The organism is Methanospirillum sp. (assembly GCF_035560735.1).
Lineage (GTDB): Archaea > Halobacteriota > Methanomicrobia > Methanomicrobiales > Methanospirillaceae > Methanospirillum.
Window position 1 is genome coordinate 1 of sequence record NZ_DATMYY010000273.1, and the last position, 14,517, is coordinate 14,517.

Genomic DNA, 14,517 nt, shown 5'->3' on the forward strand with positions numbered 1-14,517 from the left:
CAAAAATGGTGAGATAGTGCCGTTCTCACAAATCAAATGTGATTTCTGAACATCTCATGTGCATGGGTATACGACAGTAACTACTGAGTCGTCATCGCTTGCAAGGGCAGAGTCATTCTGATTTTTGGTCTTTGTAGTATCCTGAATTTTTGCCTCCCCCTGACTTTTATTTACTCCGGTTGTGTCATGGAAGTTTGTCTGCTCTGTCCGTTTCTGGTCATGATATGCAGTGATTGCGTTCCAGTCTCCTGCTCTGATAAGATCTCCTAATGTTGGCTCACTGTTATTTGTTGAAGAACTGGTGAAATTATCTGCAACAATTGAAGAATTGGTTAGATTGCCTTCTGTTGTTGCGTTTGTTGTTGTTTTATTCTGGTATGCCGGGGCCTGTGTTACTGTTGGTTTAGGAGTTGCGGTGGGCAATGGTGTCATCACTCTTGGGGTTGAACTCGTTGCAGAAATGTTGCCCGGAATAAGGCCTAAGTAGTGGGCATTTGCACCCATTCGTGCCCCTTCTGAGACGCCAAAATCTCCATAATCTCCAAATCCTGCTCCTGCCCCTCCGGCAAAAACCGATGGTATGAATAGAAACGTGAGAAAAAGGCATAGGATTGTTCTTGTGAGATTTAAAGACCAGACAAACATACTATCTGATGATTTTTCTCCGGTGATTAACCCTGCTGAACAGGCATTGTCTGAATACCACTTTGATCTGGATTGTGATATCATGCACCAGATGATGCGCGTAACTGCACCAGGGGGTGGTAATGATATGGACTGACTATCTGAAAACTATGAAAAGAAGGAAAAGTGATATCCCTTCCTTCCCAACAGGTTATCAGGAGAACACAGAGGTCATCTATGATCCAGAAGTACTACGATAATGATGTCGATCCGTCTGCAATCGCCAAGAAGACGATTGCAGTAATCGGATACGGCTCTCAGGGGAGAGGACAGGCACTGAATCTGAAAGACAGCGGCCTGAATGTAATCATCGGTCTGCGACCGGGAAAGAGCTGGGACCTTGCCAAGAGCGAGGGTTTCCAGGTCTATGAGGTTGCAGAGGCAGCAAAGAAAGCTGATGTTATACAGATTCTTATCCCTGACGAAAACCAGGCAGCGGTCTACCGCTCCTTTATCGGACCCAACCTTACCAAGGGCAAGGTCCTCATGTTCTCCCATGGATTCAACATCCACTACGGGCAGATTGTTCCGCCAGAAGATGTTGATGTTGTGATGGTCGCACCAAAAGGACCCGGTCACATGGTCAGGCGGACCTATACCGAGGGTATGGGGGTTCCGGCTCTGATCGCAATCCACCAGGATGTATCAGGCAGTGCCAGAAAGGTTGCTCTTGCATATGCACAGGGTATCGGTGCCACACGAGCAGTTGTTCTTGAGACAAACTTCCGTGAAGAGACCGAGACTGATCTCTTTGGAGAGCAGGCTGTTCTGTGCGGTGGTATCACCTCACTCATCAGAGCAGGGTTTGAGACGCTCGTTGAAGCAGGATATGCTCCCGAGATGGCATATCTTGAGGTTCTGCATGAGACCAAACTGATCGTTGATCTCATCTATGAGGGTGGATTTACCAAGATGCGCAGTGCAATCTCCAACACTGCCCAGTATGGTGACCTGACCCGGGGTCCGCGTGTCATCGGTCAGGAGTCATACATGGCGATGCAGGAGGTTCTTGAAGAGATCCAGAACGGCACTTTTGCCAAGGAATGGATCCTTGAGAACATGGTCAACCGCCCGACTTTCACTGCCCTTACCCGTGCAGACGAGGAGCACCTTATCGAAGAGGTTGGCTCCGAAATAAGGGCGATGATGCCCCAGTTCAAGAATAAAAGATAATCAACCCTTTGGGTCTATTTTTTCCTGCTCGAACCAGTCACTTCAGGTTTTAAGCGTGACACCTGCATGGAGTGCAAACTCTTCAAGCTCATCAGGTATCGATTGGGTCCGCTGAAGGAGAGATCGCAGGCTTTCATTTCTGCGATTCATACTACAATGGGCAAGATCGTTTCTGAGATCTGAAACCCTTTCCCAGATCCTGACCATCTCTTTCCAGTTCGTCTTTTCAAGAAGTATGTGCGTAAACGGTGTTGTCTCTGAAGAAATGCCCTGGAGGGTGAGTGCGAGCCCGGTCAGGGTTCGTGAGACTGCATGACGTCTGTCTGCATCAAGCCAGGATTCATCAACTTCAAGAACCAGCATGGAGACTGAGATAACCCATTCCCGGGAGAGAGCTATGGCCTGCATCTCAAGACCATGATCGATCTGGTATTTGATCAGCCGGAGCTGCATGAAGAGGTATTCACTGCCAAGTTCTTCCGGGCTTGGAATGGCGGCCATCTCTCCGATCTCTGCAAGTTCTTCTACAACAGGTAGTAGTGCTGGTGCAAATCTTCGGATTTCATTCCTGATAACAGGTAAGTCCTGAGAGATTCCCCATGCTGCATACATGGCATCAACCGGTCTAGAGAGTCGGACTGCTTTTGTGAAAGTTCCGAGTAGATGTGACCAGCCAGTCAGATGTTTTGGTGGCTCTGGTTCATGTCCTGCCTTATATATACTCCCCTGTAGTCCGGTGAACAGATTACCGATCTTTTCAGCATCTGTATGTGACAAAAGAGCACGAACCCCTGCCATCCAGTCTATAACCTGTAGAACCGGCTGAAGGTTTACGATGTGCCGGAACCCGTGCTCGTCAGGCTGTGTTGCATACACAACTCCGATGATTTTTACCCTCCTCACCTCTTTCATCCAGGTTGCAACAAGTGAGATAATGAATGGCAGGCTCCGGTGTCCATCCGTAATATCAAAGAGGATCTCCTCGCCTTCTTCAGCCAGTTCTACAAGAAGAGTAAAGGTCTGCCATAACTCGTCCTCATTGGTTCCTTCTGGAAGCCAGAGTTTTCTGACAACTATTCCTCTGGATTCACATGCAGCTGCGACATGGGCACTTCTGGGATCCCTGATACAGAGGATAATTTCTTCAGGATGCCAGAAGTTCCAGATTGCTTCCTGGATCATATCGGTGACATGGCAGAGATCATCTCGGCAAAAGCGGGACAAATCTGACCTTTCATGATTTATACAGGAGATACATCTCATCAGGGTTCTTGATCTTGATATACCGGGAGGGATAAATCCTAATCGGAACTTATCCAGGAGTACCGCCAGTGGTCTTTGGAGTCTTCTGATGAAGATAGGCTATATCTATGATGTAATCTACCCCGAGACTATCGGCGGGGTTGAGAAACGGATTCATGAGTTAGGTGTACGGCTAGCTGCCCGCGGTCATGAGGTCCATCTGTATGGAATGAAATACTGGGCCGGGCCTGACGTTATTGAACGTGAAGGCATGGTGCTTCACGGTGTCTGTCCTGCCATGGGACTCTATACTGAAGGACGCCGTTCAATTCTTCAGGCAGTCCGTTACACCCTCGGTCTAACTAAACATCTTGCAAGATCTGACATGGAGATCTTTGACTGTCAGAACTTTCCATATTTTCCTGCAATCCTTCTCTCGCTCTTCTGTCTGCTAAAGAAACGATGCCTGGTGATTACATGGCATGAGTTCTGGGGCAGGTACTGGTTTTTGTACATGGGATTCAGTGGCCTTGCCGGGCTTTTGATCGAACGGACAGCCCTTCAGATGAGTCCCAGAATCATTTCGGTATCACCACTTACCGCTTCCCAGGTAAAGAAAACCGGATATGATGGTGATGTGGTTTTGATTCCAAACGGTATTGATGTCGCAGCAATTGCTGCAGTTCCCCCGGCAGCAGAAAGATCAGATCTGATATTTGTTGGAAGATTCATCCCCGAAAAACACCCGGAACTTGTGGTTGAAGCAGTAAGGCTATTGATCTCTGATTTTCCTTCTTTCCATGCTATTATCATTGGTGATGGTCCGGATTTTGATATCATCCAAAACAAAATTCAGAAGTATGGTCTTTCTGCTCATATCACCTGCCCCGGATTTATTGCAGAGCATGAGCATGTTCTTTCTCTGATGAAATCATCACGGATTTTTGTTCTCCCAAGTGAACGGGAGGGTTTTGGAATAGCTGCTCTGGAAGCCCTGACATGCGGGCTTTCACTGGTTACGATAAATCATCCTCGCAATGCTGCATCAGCCCATGTCCTCCCTGGTCTTGGATATCTCTCTGCCATGACTCCTGAGGATATCGCTTCAGGTATCAGGTATTGTCTTGAGAACCCCCCGGATCCTGTGGCTTCTAGGCATTATACTTCTGCACATGACTGGGATCAGATCACGCGTGACCTTGAGCAGTACTACCGGACAATGGAAACCGGTGTATGTCAGAAAAAAATGCCTGACCGGCGGTGCTCTGCCATCTTTGATATATTCAAAAGGGCTGAGATATAGATATGGCATCTGAATCGTTCTCTGTGGGTAGCAAGACTTTTATGGGTCATGTTATACCTATTGGCCCTGTAAATCTTGTCTTTGCAATGGGGGAGAAAGGTCTTGTCGGCTGTGGAGCAGTTGACGTACTTGCCCTTGATAAATTTCATCTACCGGCAGCCAAGGTCAGACCGGTCTCAACGCCTTCTGTTAGCACTATTGATGAACTTCTCTCTGGTGAGATCGTTGCAGTGAATCAGGCAGGGACAGCCCTTGGCATAACGATTGGGATGAGCGGGAAAGATGCCCTGCTCCGGCTGGCATAATTTTTTTCACCGTTTTTTCCGTTTGTCTGCTAATTTTCAGGTTTTAGAACGAATTAAATCAAAATCAATCCTCGCTTGAGCAGGGAGTCTTTTGTATCTCTAAAATTATGTTGGTTATTTGGCGATGAAAGATATTAACGCGAACAGTTGCCATCATAAAAAGAAGCTGCGAGTCAACCTTGAAGTAACCGTGAATGAGTCGGTTCCGGGTTCTGACAAGTTGACTCCAGGGAATTTCAGGATAAGATTCACAAATTTCTTATGAACTTGTTTGGCAGCTTCTCCCAGAATCATGATCTGATTCCTTACTGCCGACATCAGAATTTCAGAAAAAAAGGAATTTTATGTGGTTTATCTCTGTCTTCAGATCGCCCTGCTACTGGTTATCTGATAGCCTGTGCAATAAGGACACGCCACTCTGCACCATTCTGATAAATAGTGTTCCAGTATGCTTCTCTTCCCTTGGGTTCTGTTGGGTCAGGTCGCCAGAGTTCATACGAGATGTGCCCTTCTTTCTCCTTAATCATGGCCTTTTTTACATCCCTGAAGGATGGGTACTCGGTAACATAGTTGTCTGGTGGGATTTTGTCCATCTCGGATGAATCCGATATATACAGGATTGTACCATCAGGCTGCATCACCATCGCTATTGCATCAGTATCTTTGATCTGAGGATCAATGACTGCTTTGCAGAAGGGAGATGAAAGTAGAACTGCGATTGCCGCTCCGTTCTGTTCATCCACCACTGCCGGACGTGTGACAAGAATCATATTATCCCCGGCACGTGGATTTGCATTACCAGTCCGCGGTTTGAGGATTGCAATTGCATTCAATACTGATGGATCGCGTTTTATAATCTCAATTTTATCAGGGCTGGCATATGATTCATTCAGCGTAGTGAGGGTAGTATTACCTGCCATCAGAACAACTCCAGCCCATCCGGGGATATTCATCCTGTTCTTGGCTACGATCTTCTCTGCAGATGCTGTCTTTAGTGTTTCACCACTGAACACCCCTGCAGTATCTGAAATATTACTGTCCACTTCATCGAGTGCATTTGAAAGTGATGAACTGACCTTGCTGAGCAGGTCGGTTCCAGAGAGGTTAATCTGATCTGCTAAAGCCGATCCGGTAAAAAGGCCGCAAAACAGCAGTATGACAATGAGGGGTATGAAAACCGGTGCACGGATCATGGCATATTAGATAGCGCTTCATCCACCTATTTTTTTCGCCAGGTCACCAGGTCATTTCATCATCTTTTAATGCCCTGCAACAGATAGAAATTCTATGTACAAGCGGATTCTCATCGGTGTTGATGGTTCACCAGAGAGCATGAAAGCATTACGCGATGCTGTAAGGCTTGCAAAACTATTGAATGCAACATTGGATCTTCTCTTCGTTATACCGCCGCGTATCTATGCCCAGTGTGCTGAACAGGACATCGTTGTTCACCAGAAAAATGGCAATGCGATGCATACAAGTCTTCTTCAGATGGAAGAGAATGAACTCTTTGATGCGATCAAAACAGTTTCAACTGAAGAAGGCCATGAAGTTGCGATTCATACCCGTGTCGGGGATGCAGTTGAGGGCCTGATAGAGTTCTCCCAGTCACATGGCAATGATCTGATTGTAGTTGGATCAAGTGGAAAAGGTATGGCTGGAAGGCTTATCCTTGGCAGTGTGAGCACTGGTGTTGTTCACCAGAGCCATGTTGCTGTTCTGGTAGTCAAACCAGACTAACGGAAACAAGGAAAAATATGAACCCTGATTTTAATCAGAGTTTGTTATCATATACGTTGCGGGTTACTTTTGCAATGAACACTGCCCACAGAGGGGTGAGCACAATACCAACGGTAACACCGAGTGGTGGAATAACATTGAGCCCCATAATGATTACGCAGAGAATCATCGAGATGATCCAGATGATTACCCACATGAATACATAGGAAGCCCAGCCGATTCCATCTCCGATCTTTTTTGTAATTTCACCGACACTGAAAGCATCAATGATTTTGCCGCTTCTTGAGAAGTGGACAAAAGCCATGTACATGATCAGAGTGATGATCGCAAAGATAAGACCGGTAACAACCAGCCCGATGCTGCCTGCAATAAAACCCAGAATCTCGTCTATACGACCTCTTCCAAGAACTGCCGCCATAATTGGAGCAATGCTTAAAAGACCAAGCACTACGCCGACGATAACTGCCGGAATCATGTAGAGGATGGTGACAATGTTCAATTTCCAGCCGTCAACAAAGAGGCGCTTGTAGTCATCAATGTTGGGAGCATCATTACTGGTTGATCCATAGATCCTGACAAGGTATCCATTGAACAACGGAATGATACAGATTGTGAAGGCCTGGATGACAAGCAGCACGATGAGGATCACCCATCGCTGCCACTTCTCAACAAGCCCTTCTCTTACGTACTCGGATCCATCCGAGAGAATTGCAGAGTATGATCCCATGTCTGCTTCCTGTGGTACATAATCAGGAGCATACAGCGTATCAAGATATCGAAATGAGTTGGCAGGGTTCTGCTATCTGAATTAATAAAAGATATAAAGAGCAGGGAAAATGAGGTGGTTACGCCTCTTTGTCGTAAAAGAAATTACATGTACAGTGACCAGCCTGGTCCAGTTCATCCTGGTGAAACACGCACGGACAAATGATACGCTTGTCTTTTTCAGGATCTCCTGACCTGATCCTGCACGGACAGTATCTAAAGCCGAACCGCTCAGTATTGCGAGCGAGTCCTTTGATTACAGTCTCGCGCTGTTTATCATCAGGGTTAAGGATCCATCCATGTTCCTTTGCATACTCTTCTGCCCACGCCTTTACTGCATCTTCCTGCTCTGTGTTCATGTTATCATTCTATCCTGTCTGAACGAATTTCGCTGTGATGAACCATGAAATCAAGAATTTTTCTCCTGATCCAGGGTATCCCGCGTGCAATGCTTCTGGTTTGGTTACTGGGAGTTACATAACTGAGGGGAAATGAAAGGATTTATCCTCCAAATCCCGGGATGATCCTCTCAAGGACACGACGGTATGCGGTCATAACGTCTCCTTTCTCAAACCGGTACACATCCTTGTCAAACGACTCTCCAGTCTTCTTATCCCATAGCCGCATTGAGTCCATGCTGATCTCGTCGCCAAGGAGAATGGAACCCTTTGTCTTCCCAAATTCGAGTTTGAAGTCAACCAGCCTGATCCCGTATTCATCAAAGAATGTTGAAAGGATCTCGTTTATGCGAAGGGCTGCTTTCTTTACTGTTTTAAGTTCTTCAGGATTCAGAATTCCTAACGCATAAATAATCTCATCATTGATCATCGGGTCCCCGCGTTCATCGTCCTTGTAATCGATCGCAACAACCGGTGGATTTAGGACAGTGCCTTCCTGTATCGGGTATTTTTTCACCATCGAACCGGCAGCAACGTTCCTGACAATTACCTCAAGTGGGATCATCTGGAGTTTTTTGACGATCATAGTATCAGGGTCTGGCCTGCTGATGAAATGGGTAAAGACTCCATTCTCCTCAAGAAGGCGCATGAAGAACTCTGATGCAGTCGCATTGAACCGCCCTTTATTCTCAAACTGGTCGTGCTTGACACCATTGAAAGCGGTCATGTCATTGCGGAAGACAACCCTCAGTTCATCCGGATTTTCAGTCTGGTACACTGATTTGGCCTTCCCCTCATACAGGGGGGTCTCCATGCTCATTGCATTCCTCTCTCAGTGATTCTGTTCTCCAGCCTCATGATATAATCCTTCAGTCCTGGTGAATACCACCCTTTCCTGATATACTTCGGATAGATACACAGACGCTCACGCAGGCTGTATCCGCTGGTCAGACCTTTGAGTTCCTCAATTCCTGGCCAGGGGTGTTCGGGGTTTACATAGTCAGGGGTTACGGGTGAGACCCCGCCGAGATCAGTTACACCAAATCTGAGCAGTGAACGGGAGTCGGCAAGGTTAGGGGGTATCTGAATTGAGATGTCTGCTGGTAGTATCTCATCTGCCAGACTTATTGTATCCTTCATGATCTCGGTGGTTGCCCCCGGGTATGCTGCCATATCAGTGCCTGGTTTTGGGCAGAAGTTCTGGATGATGATCTCCTGAATATGATCGTGTCTGCGGTGCAGATCGCTGATTACCTGGAGTGACTCTCTCCGGTCTTCCCGTGTCTCACCGATTCCGATCAGGAGCCCGGTGGTAAACGGGATCTTCTGTCTTCCCGCCTCTTCTATCATTTCTATCCTCACCTCCGGGGCCTTTCCTTGCGAGCCTTTGTGTGCAGGGATGTCTGCTGTTGTCTCAAGCATCAGGCCCATGCTTGCGTTCAGGGGTTTTAGTCGTTCCATCTCCTCACCGGTGAGGACACCCGCATTGGTATGCGGGAGTAGTCCGGCCTCCAGAGCACGTTTTGACATCTCCTCGCAGTAATCAAGGATGGTGGAGTGGCCGAGGGCTTTCAGATAAGGTTGAAACCCGGGTACCAGTTCAGGTCTTTCACCAAAGGTGAAGAGTGCCTCTGTGCATCCGAACATCTGACCCTTTGTAAGGATCTCTTGTACCTGATGCGGCCCGGTCAGGCATCCGGCGCCGGGAGGCTGCCTGAAAGTGCAGTACCCACAGTGGTTTTGGCAGACAAAAGTAAGAGGAAGGAACACATTGCGGGAAAAGGTGATGATCCCTTCTTCTCCATGAATAATCTTTGAGCGTTGCCTTATGGATGGATTGATATCAGGTGGCATATGTAGAAAGTTCAGGTTAACTTTAGCAGTACTGGGTAATCAATCGGTCTTTGACGAGGACAGATCTCAGGTTCCTTTAACCCATACTCCGGCTAACCATGTATCAGCGGTCATTGTTGGCTTGTGATACTATGCGAGTTCCGGTAGTAATCCCCTTTAAACCGAAAAATCCCAAGACACGTCTCTCATGTGTACTTAGTGATGAGGAGCGTGAGATCTTTGCCCTGGCCATGCTACGTGATGTTGTATCTGCTATAAGGAGTGCCGGGTGCGATCCGCTGGTCCTCTCAACTGCTCCGTTTACTCTGCCTGATGGGGAGGAGGTACGGGTTGAGATCCTGGATCAGGGTCTAAACGAGGCGATTGATATCTTCTGCATCGCAAACACAGGGCCACTAGCTATCATCATGGCTGATCTGGCACTTGCAGACCGATCTTCAATATTGGCATTGATGACATCGGGTTCTGACATGGCAATTGTCCCGGGCCGTGGTGGTGGAACCAATGCTGTGTATATCAGATCTGCAGACAAATTCAGGGCACAATATTACGGGACCAGTTATCTCAAGCATGTAAGGTTTGCTTCAGATACAGGTCTCACCTGTTCGGTTATTGACTCATTCAGGTTGTACTGTGACGTGGATGAGCAGGATGACTTGGTTGAAGTCCTCCTCCATACTTCTGGTAGTGCAAAAAAATATCTTCAGTCGTTAGGATTTCGCATTGAATCTCGAAAAAGCAGGATTGGGGTCTCCCGCAATTAATGATATATATGATCTTTACTCCTGATTCTGGCGTGGCATGGGAAGTTCGAGGCCGATTTCCTCATTCTTTTCAGTAAACACCGTAAATCCTGCAAACTCAGTAATAACTGCTTCTATTACGATGTACACTTTTGTTCCTGATCTGATGCATCCGGTGAGGGTGGAATCTCCTCGTCCTGTCGAACAATGATAGTGGAGTACAGGTCCATCCGATCCCTCCCTTATCATTGCAATACCCATCAGTTCCCGTGCTTCGTCAAATGAGTGCCAATCCGGATCAGGGGGGAGAACTGTCTTTTTTGGTCCGGTAACCAGGTTTCCCTGTGAAAGGGCACCGATAAGATGGATCATTCCTGATCGAATATGATGCTCCCTTATGAAGGTTTGCAGTTCTGAAAGGAGATCCTCTCCATGATCAAATCTGATATAAAAGAGCCTTCCCTGGGTACCTGAAGCGTACTGCATATTATCTGTTTATCTCCTGATTTGTATCTGATTCCTGTTGTAATGGTCAGGGTGTTTTCCTGACAGTCTCTGCAACCCTGCTTTTGACCAGATCATACTTTGCCAGTGTTGTCTCAAAGAGTCTGTCAAACATAACCGGGAGATCGCTCTCAAGCATTTTCACTCCTTCTTCTGTAATTCCACCTGGTGTGGCTACCCTTCTTATCAGATCTTCCGGCTCTACCCCCTCTTGAAGCATGAGAGCTGTACCGAATGCAGTGGATACGACCATCTCAAGGCATTCATTGAGTGTAAGTGTACTATGGCGTGAACCTGCCAGAGCGAATTCAAGAAAAATCCGTGAGAGAAAAGCTGGGGCACAACTCATCAGGTCTCCTGCTGGTTCAAAGAGATCCTCTTTCACCAATTTAACGGTACTGATCGCTGCGAAGAGTTCCTCAACATATTTGGCACTATCTGGATCTACTCTATGGTGATGGTAGCATAGTGTGATTCCTTCACCAACAGTTGAACAGACTGAAGGGAGTATCCTTGTTACCTTACCTGGATGAGTCTGTGCTAACAGATCAGTACTGACACATGCAGCAAGAGAGATGATATGAATTTCATTGCCTCTGATGCCATTTATTTCTTTGATGATCCCGGCAACCTCAAGGGGTTTTACTCCAATTATGATCAGGTCTGCTTTCTCTGCCACCTCGCTGTTACAACTAGCAATTCTGATTTCAGGATATCTTTCAAGGAGCGGGTTTACCTTTTCCCTGGTTCTGGTACTAATGATGATATCTTCTGGATTAAGAGCAGAGGTCTGTAAAAATCCCTCCACAAGCATACTGTTCATCTGCCCGTACCCGATAAACCCGATAGACTTCATGGTACCAGGTTGATTTTGATGGTTTATCAGTTCAGATGCGGGGTTACCGGTACAATCAATCCGATAGAATGAGTTTTGGTTGATTATTCTGTTTCTCCTGATAAGGTTTCTCTTCAGGAAACTGCTCGTTCTGCAGAAGAAGGTGAAATTTTCGGGATAATCCGGAGCTTTGCAGATAATGTTTATGATGGCGTGCTCGCATACGTATATACCATGATCTGGAAACGTGACTGGGGTTTGACCTACCGGGTTTTTATCACCTGGTCCCTGCTCCTCCTGGTATATCTTGTATTTATCGGCATCCTCATGGCACTCAAACTGAGTATCGGATTTATTATAGTCATCTCAGTTGTCATGGGACTTGTTCAGTACTTCTTCTCTGACAAGCTGGTTATGATGTCCACCGGTGCCCGCATTGTCGAAGAGGATGAAGAGCCTGGCCTTCACAGGATGATTGAAAAACTCTGTACTGAAGCAGGTCTTCCAAAACCAAAAGTAGCAGTGATGCAGTCACCTATCCCTAATGCATTTGCTACCGGAAGAAGCCCGACTCATGCAGTGGTCGCAGTGACTGATTCGATTATGAGAACCCTGAATCAGCAGGAACTTGAAGCGGTCTTAGCCCATGAGCTCTCACATATCAAGAACCGTGATATCCTCACTATGACACTTGCCTCGTTCATTGCCATGATCGCTTCGATGATCATGCAGAACTTCCTCTTTGCCTCAATCTTTGACCGTCGTGAAGGAGGGGCAGGTGCCTGGATCATTGCAGGTATTGTGGCCGCCGTTGTCTGGGTGGTTGCAACACTCCTGATGATGGCTCTTTCCCGGTATCGTGAGTTTGCTGCAGATAGAGGGAGTGCATATATCACCAATAATCCTGAAGCACTTATCTCTGCATTGACCAAGATTAGCGGCCGCATGGAGTACATTCCTGCAGAGGCAAAGGTTGCAGCAGAAGGTGCAAACGCCTTCTACATTATTCCAGCAATATCAGGCAAGACTCTTGCAAGCCTCTTCTCCACTCATCCTCCACTTGAGAAGCGGATTGAGAACCTTCGCAAGGTTGAGTCTGAACTGCGTGGGTATTAAAAAACAGTAAACAGCCATTTGGCTGTATTTTTTTTGTATTATCTTTTTGGAGACTTCCGGTATGCAAGTCCTTGAAAAATAGCAATCTTCTCCCGATTCTGATCATACACTTCCACGACATATGATCCGAGTTTCGGGTTTGATGAGAACTCTTTTGCCTCTGCAATCAGGGCACCTGATGAAGCGGCTTTCATGTAGGTTATGCTGGTATTGATTGCAACAGCCGGGATCCCGCTTGTGTTGCTGGCAACTGCGAAGGCGACATCAGCGAGGGAGAAGATCACCCCTCCGTGGACTGTTCCATGACTGTTGAGATGTTTATCTGAAATATCAAGATGAAGGGTTGATTTTCCCGGTGAAGCGCTTATCAGTCTGATTCCAAGTTGTTTGGAGAAGGGATCAGCATCAAGAAATGTTGTTGCATCATCCATAGTAAATGTCTGCCTTTGTCCGGTATCGGTTTGTCGGAATGATTTTGGTAATAGTTAGGTTCCATTACAGGTACTGCCGTGTTCCTCTCCTTTCATAACTATTATCGTGATATCGTCGAACTGATCCTGTCCGTCTGAATACACATTTACTGTTCTGATGATGGCATCCCTGATCTCTTCAGCAGAAGAGCAACGATGCTCGTGTACAATTGACTCCAGCCGTTCTACACCTAACTCCTCATTGTTTCGGTTTACAGATTCGGTGACACCGTCAGTATACATGACCATGATATCACCCGGATTGATGGTTGTGGTCTGTTCTGTATATCTTACATCATCCATGATCCCGAGCGCGGGGCCGGTAGTGGTGAGTTCCTCTTTGGTGCCGTCATCCCTGAATATGAGCGGGTGGTTGTGCCCTGCATTGACATAGGTGAATGTCCGTCTGTTTGGATTCAGTACGCCGAAGAATAGAGTGACAAACATACCTGATCGTGCATCAGCGCAGATCATTGTGTTTGTCTCGGTGATCACATTGACCGCTGATTTATGCCATGTTGCATTGGCCCGGGTAATAGTCCGTGAGAGGGCCATAAATAAGGCTGCAGGAACTCCTTTTCCAGAAACGTCTGCGATCAGGATACCTATTTTATCCTGAGAAACCGGGATGATGACATCGTAAAAGTCTCCCCCAACTTCCCGGGCTGGCAGGCTTGCTGGTGAAATCTGGTATCCATTTATTGAGGGAATTGTATCAGGGAGAAAACTGAGTTGGATATCGCGTGCAATAGAGAGTTCTGCTTGTTTTCGCTGAAGATCTGTTCTGATCCTATCACGTTCATTGGCGGTTTCGCGTTCCTGAATCAGATTCATGTAGATGAAGGAGAATATCCCGATCCCGACCATGTTTGCAACGGTCATCGGGAGTATTGACACTGAGACAAGGGCAAGCGCCTGTTCAAATGGTTTTCCAAGCAGAAGTACAAGCCCCATGTGTATCAGTTCCATACAACCGGCGATGATGACAGCACCTTTAACGCCAATGAACTGCTTTTTGTTGAAGAGATAGATTGCTCCACCTATAAGGCCGGCAATTATGGGAGCGATGGTGCAGGCAAGTTGAGAAATTCCCCCAGTAATAAAGTACCGGTATAGTCCTCCAATGATACCTGCCCCAAGCCCGATCAGGGGTCCGCAGGTCAGACCCGCTGCAATGGGGCCGAGATCCCTGATATTGATCTGGGCACCAAAAACATAGATTCCGCTTTCAGTCCCATATATGGAGACGATACCGAAGAGCAGAATCATCAGGATTGAACTCTTCCAGGTGAGTGCCCTGTTCTGAAAATCGATAAAAAAGCGTGATCTCATGATCAAATACGTGATTACGATGATCACGCAAACCATCTGCAGGAGAACGATAC

Annotated in this window: 18 protein-coding genes; 6 read left to right on the plus strand and 12 right to left on the minus strand. The window is 46.9% G+C overall.

Translation table 11 applies throughout. The features are described from left to right. Positions 1-54 precede the first annotated feature (54 nt). Positions 55-729, minus strand: coding sequence for a hypothetical protein (locus VN429_RS07720; protein WP_325631725.1), 675 nt, complete (start codon positions 727-729; stop codon positions 55-57). A 132-nt stretch (positions 730-861) separates the two neighbouring features. Between VN429_RS07720 and ilvC the strand changes: the two genes are divergently transcribed. Next, positions 862-1,857 (plus strand): ketol-acid reductoisomerase, encoded by a 996-nt coding sequence (gene ilvC / locus VN429_RS07725; protein ID WP_325631727.1) that lies wholly within the window; start codon positions 862-864, stop codon positions 1,855-1,857. Positions 1,858-1,899: 42 nt separating this feature from the next. On the opposite strand, the gene VN429_RS07730 is transcribed toward ilvC, so the two are convergent. Next, complete coding sequence (locus VN429_RS07730) at positions 1,900-3,039, minus strand: TM1812 family CRISPR-associated protein (RefSeq protein ID WP_414675295.1); 1,140 nt, start codon at positions 3,037-3,039, stop codon at positions 1,900-1,902. Positions 3,040-3,208: 169 nt separating this feature from the next. Between VN429_RS07730 and VN429_RS07735 the strand changes: the two genes are divergently transcribed. Beyond that, complete coding sequence (locus VN429_RS07735) at positions 3,209-4,402, plus strand: glycosyltransferase family 4 protein (protein ID WP_325631730.1); 1,194 nt, start codon at positions 3,209-3,211, stop codon at positions 4,400-4,402. 2 nt (positions 4,403-4,404) lie between these two features. Continuing rightward, on the plus strand, positions 4,405-4,707 hold the full coding sequence (locus VN429_RS07740; RefSeq protein ID WP_325631733.1) for a YunC family protein: 303 nt from the start codon (positions 4,405-4,407) through the stop codon (positions 4,705-4,707). 64 nt (positions 4,708-4,771) lie between these two features. Here VN429_RS07740 and VN429_RS12570 read toward each other — a convergent pair whose 3' ends face one another. Continuing rightward, positions 4,772-4,963: a HepT-like ribonuclease domain-containing protein gene (locus tag VN429_RS12570; RefSeq protein WP_414675296.1), complete on the minus strand. Its 192-nt coding sequence runs from the start codon at positions 4,961-4,963 to the stop codon at positions 4,772-4,774. Between the two features lie 127 nt (positions 4,964-5,090). Continuing rightward, complete coding sequence (locus VN429_RS07745) at positions 5,091-5,900, minus strand: hypothetical protein (RefSeq protein WP_325631735.1); 810 nt, start codon at positions 5,898-5,900, stop codon at positions 5,091-5,093. A gap of 94 nt (positions 5,901-5,994) precedes the next feature. Between VN429_RS07745 and VN429_RS07750 the strand changes: the two genes are divergently transcribed. Continuing rightward, positions 5,995-6,447 (plus strand): universal stress protein, encoded by a 453-nt coding sequence (locus VN429_RS07750; RefSeq protein WP_325631737.1) that lies wholly within the window; start codon positions 5,995-5,997, stop codon positions 6,445-6,447. Between the two features lie 34 nt (positions 6,448-6,481). Here the strand turns inward: VN429_RS07750 and VN429_RS07755 are convergent, their stop codons facing one another. The 4 genes from VN429_RS07755 to cofG all read right to left on the minus strand — a co-directional run bounded on the left by VN429_RS07755 (position 6,482) and on the right by cofG (position 9,464). Then, on the minus strand, positions 6,482-7,174 hold the full coding sequence (locus VN429_RS07755) for a DUF4013 domain-containing protein (RefSeq protein WP_325631739.1): 693 nt from the start codon (positions 7,172-7,174) through the stop codon (positions 6,482-6,484). A 118-nt stretch (positions 7,175-7,292) separates the two neighbouring features. Then, positions 7,293-7,571, minus strand: a complete 279-nt coding sequence (locus VN429_RS07760; protein ID WP_325631743.1) for a ferredoxin-thioredoxin reductase catalytic domain-containing protein — start codon at positions 7,569-7,571, stop codon at positions 7,293-7,295. A 142-nt stretch (positions 7,572-7,713) separates the two neighbouring features. Then, positions 7,714-8,430 (minus strand): phosphoribosylaminoimidazolesuccinocarboxamide synthase, encoded by a 717-nt coding sequence (gene purC / locus VN429_RS07765; protein ID WP_325631746.1) that lies wholly within the window; start codon positions 8,428-8,430, stop codon positions 7,714-7,716. Then, on the minus strand, positions 8,427-9,464 hold the full coding sequence (gene cofG / locus VN429_RS07770; protein ID WP_325631748.1) for a 7,8-didemethyl-8-hydroxy-5-deazariboflavin synthase CofG: 1,038 nt from the start codon (positions 9,462-9,464) through the stop codon (positions 8,427-8,429). The genes purC and cofG overlap by 4 nt, the downstream gene beginning before the upstream one ends. 131 nt (positions 9,465-9,595) lie before the next feature. Between cofG and cofC the strand changes: the two genes are divergently transcribed. Then, positions 9,596-10,228 carry a 2-phospho-L-lactate guanylyltransferase gene (gene cofC / locus VN429_RS07775; protein ID WP_325631750.1) on the plus strand — a complete coding sequence of 211 codons (633 nt, stop codon included), beginning with the start codon at positions 9,596-9,598 and terminating at the stop codon, positions 10,226-10,228. A 15-nt stretch (positions 10,229-10,243) separates the two neighbouring features. On the opposite strand, the gene VN429_RS07780 is transcribed toward cofC, so the two are convergent. Then, positions 10,244-10,693, minus strand: coding sequence for a PPC domain-containing DNA-binding protein (locus VN429_RS07780; protein ID WP_325631752.1), 450 nt, complete (start codon positions 10,691-10,693; stop codon positions 10,244-10,246). A 46-nt stretch (positions 10,694-10,739) separates the two neighbouring features. After that, complete coding sequence (locus tag VN429_RS07785) at positions 10,740-11,567, minus strand: pyrroline-5-carboxylate reductase dimerization domain-containing protein (RefSeq protein ID WP_325631758.1); 828 nt, start codon at positions 11,565-11,567, stop codon at positions 10,740-10,742. 213 nt (positions 11,568-11,780) lie between these two features. On the opposite strand from VN429_RS07785, the gene htpX reads away from it, so the two are divergent. Further along, entirely contained in the window at positions 11,781-12,662 is an 882-nt protein-coding gene (htpX, locus tag VN429_RS07790; RefSeq protein WP_325631769.1) for a zinc metalloprotease HtpX, read from the plus strand. A 38-nt stretch (positions 12,663-12,700) separates the two neighbouring features. Here htpX and VN429_RS07795 read toward each other — a convergent pair whose 3' ends face one another. Both VN429_RS07795 and VN429_RS07800 read right to left on the minus strand, forming a co-directional pair. Next, positions 12,701-13,093, minus strand: coding sequence for a PaaI family thioesterase (locus tag VN429_RS07795; protein WP_325631764.1), 393 nt, complete (start codon positions 13,091-13,093; stop codon positions 12,701-12,703). Between the two features lie 54 nt (positions 13,094-13,147). After that, a partial coding sequence (locus VN429_RS07800; protein ID WP_325631767.1) for a SpoIIE family protein phosphatase occupies positions 13,148-14,517 on the minus strand: 1,370 nt, incomplete at its 5' end.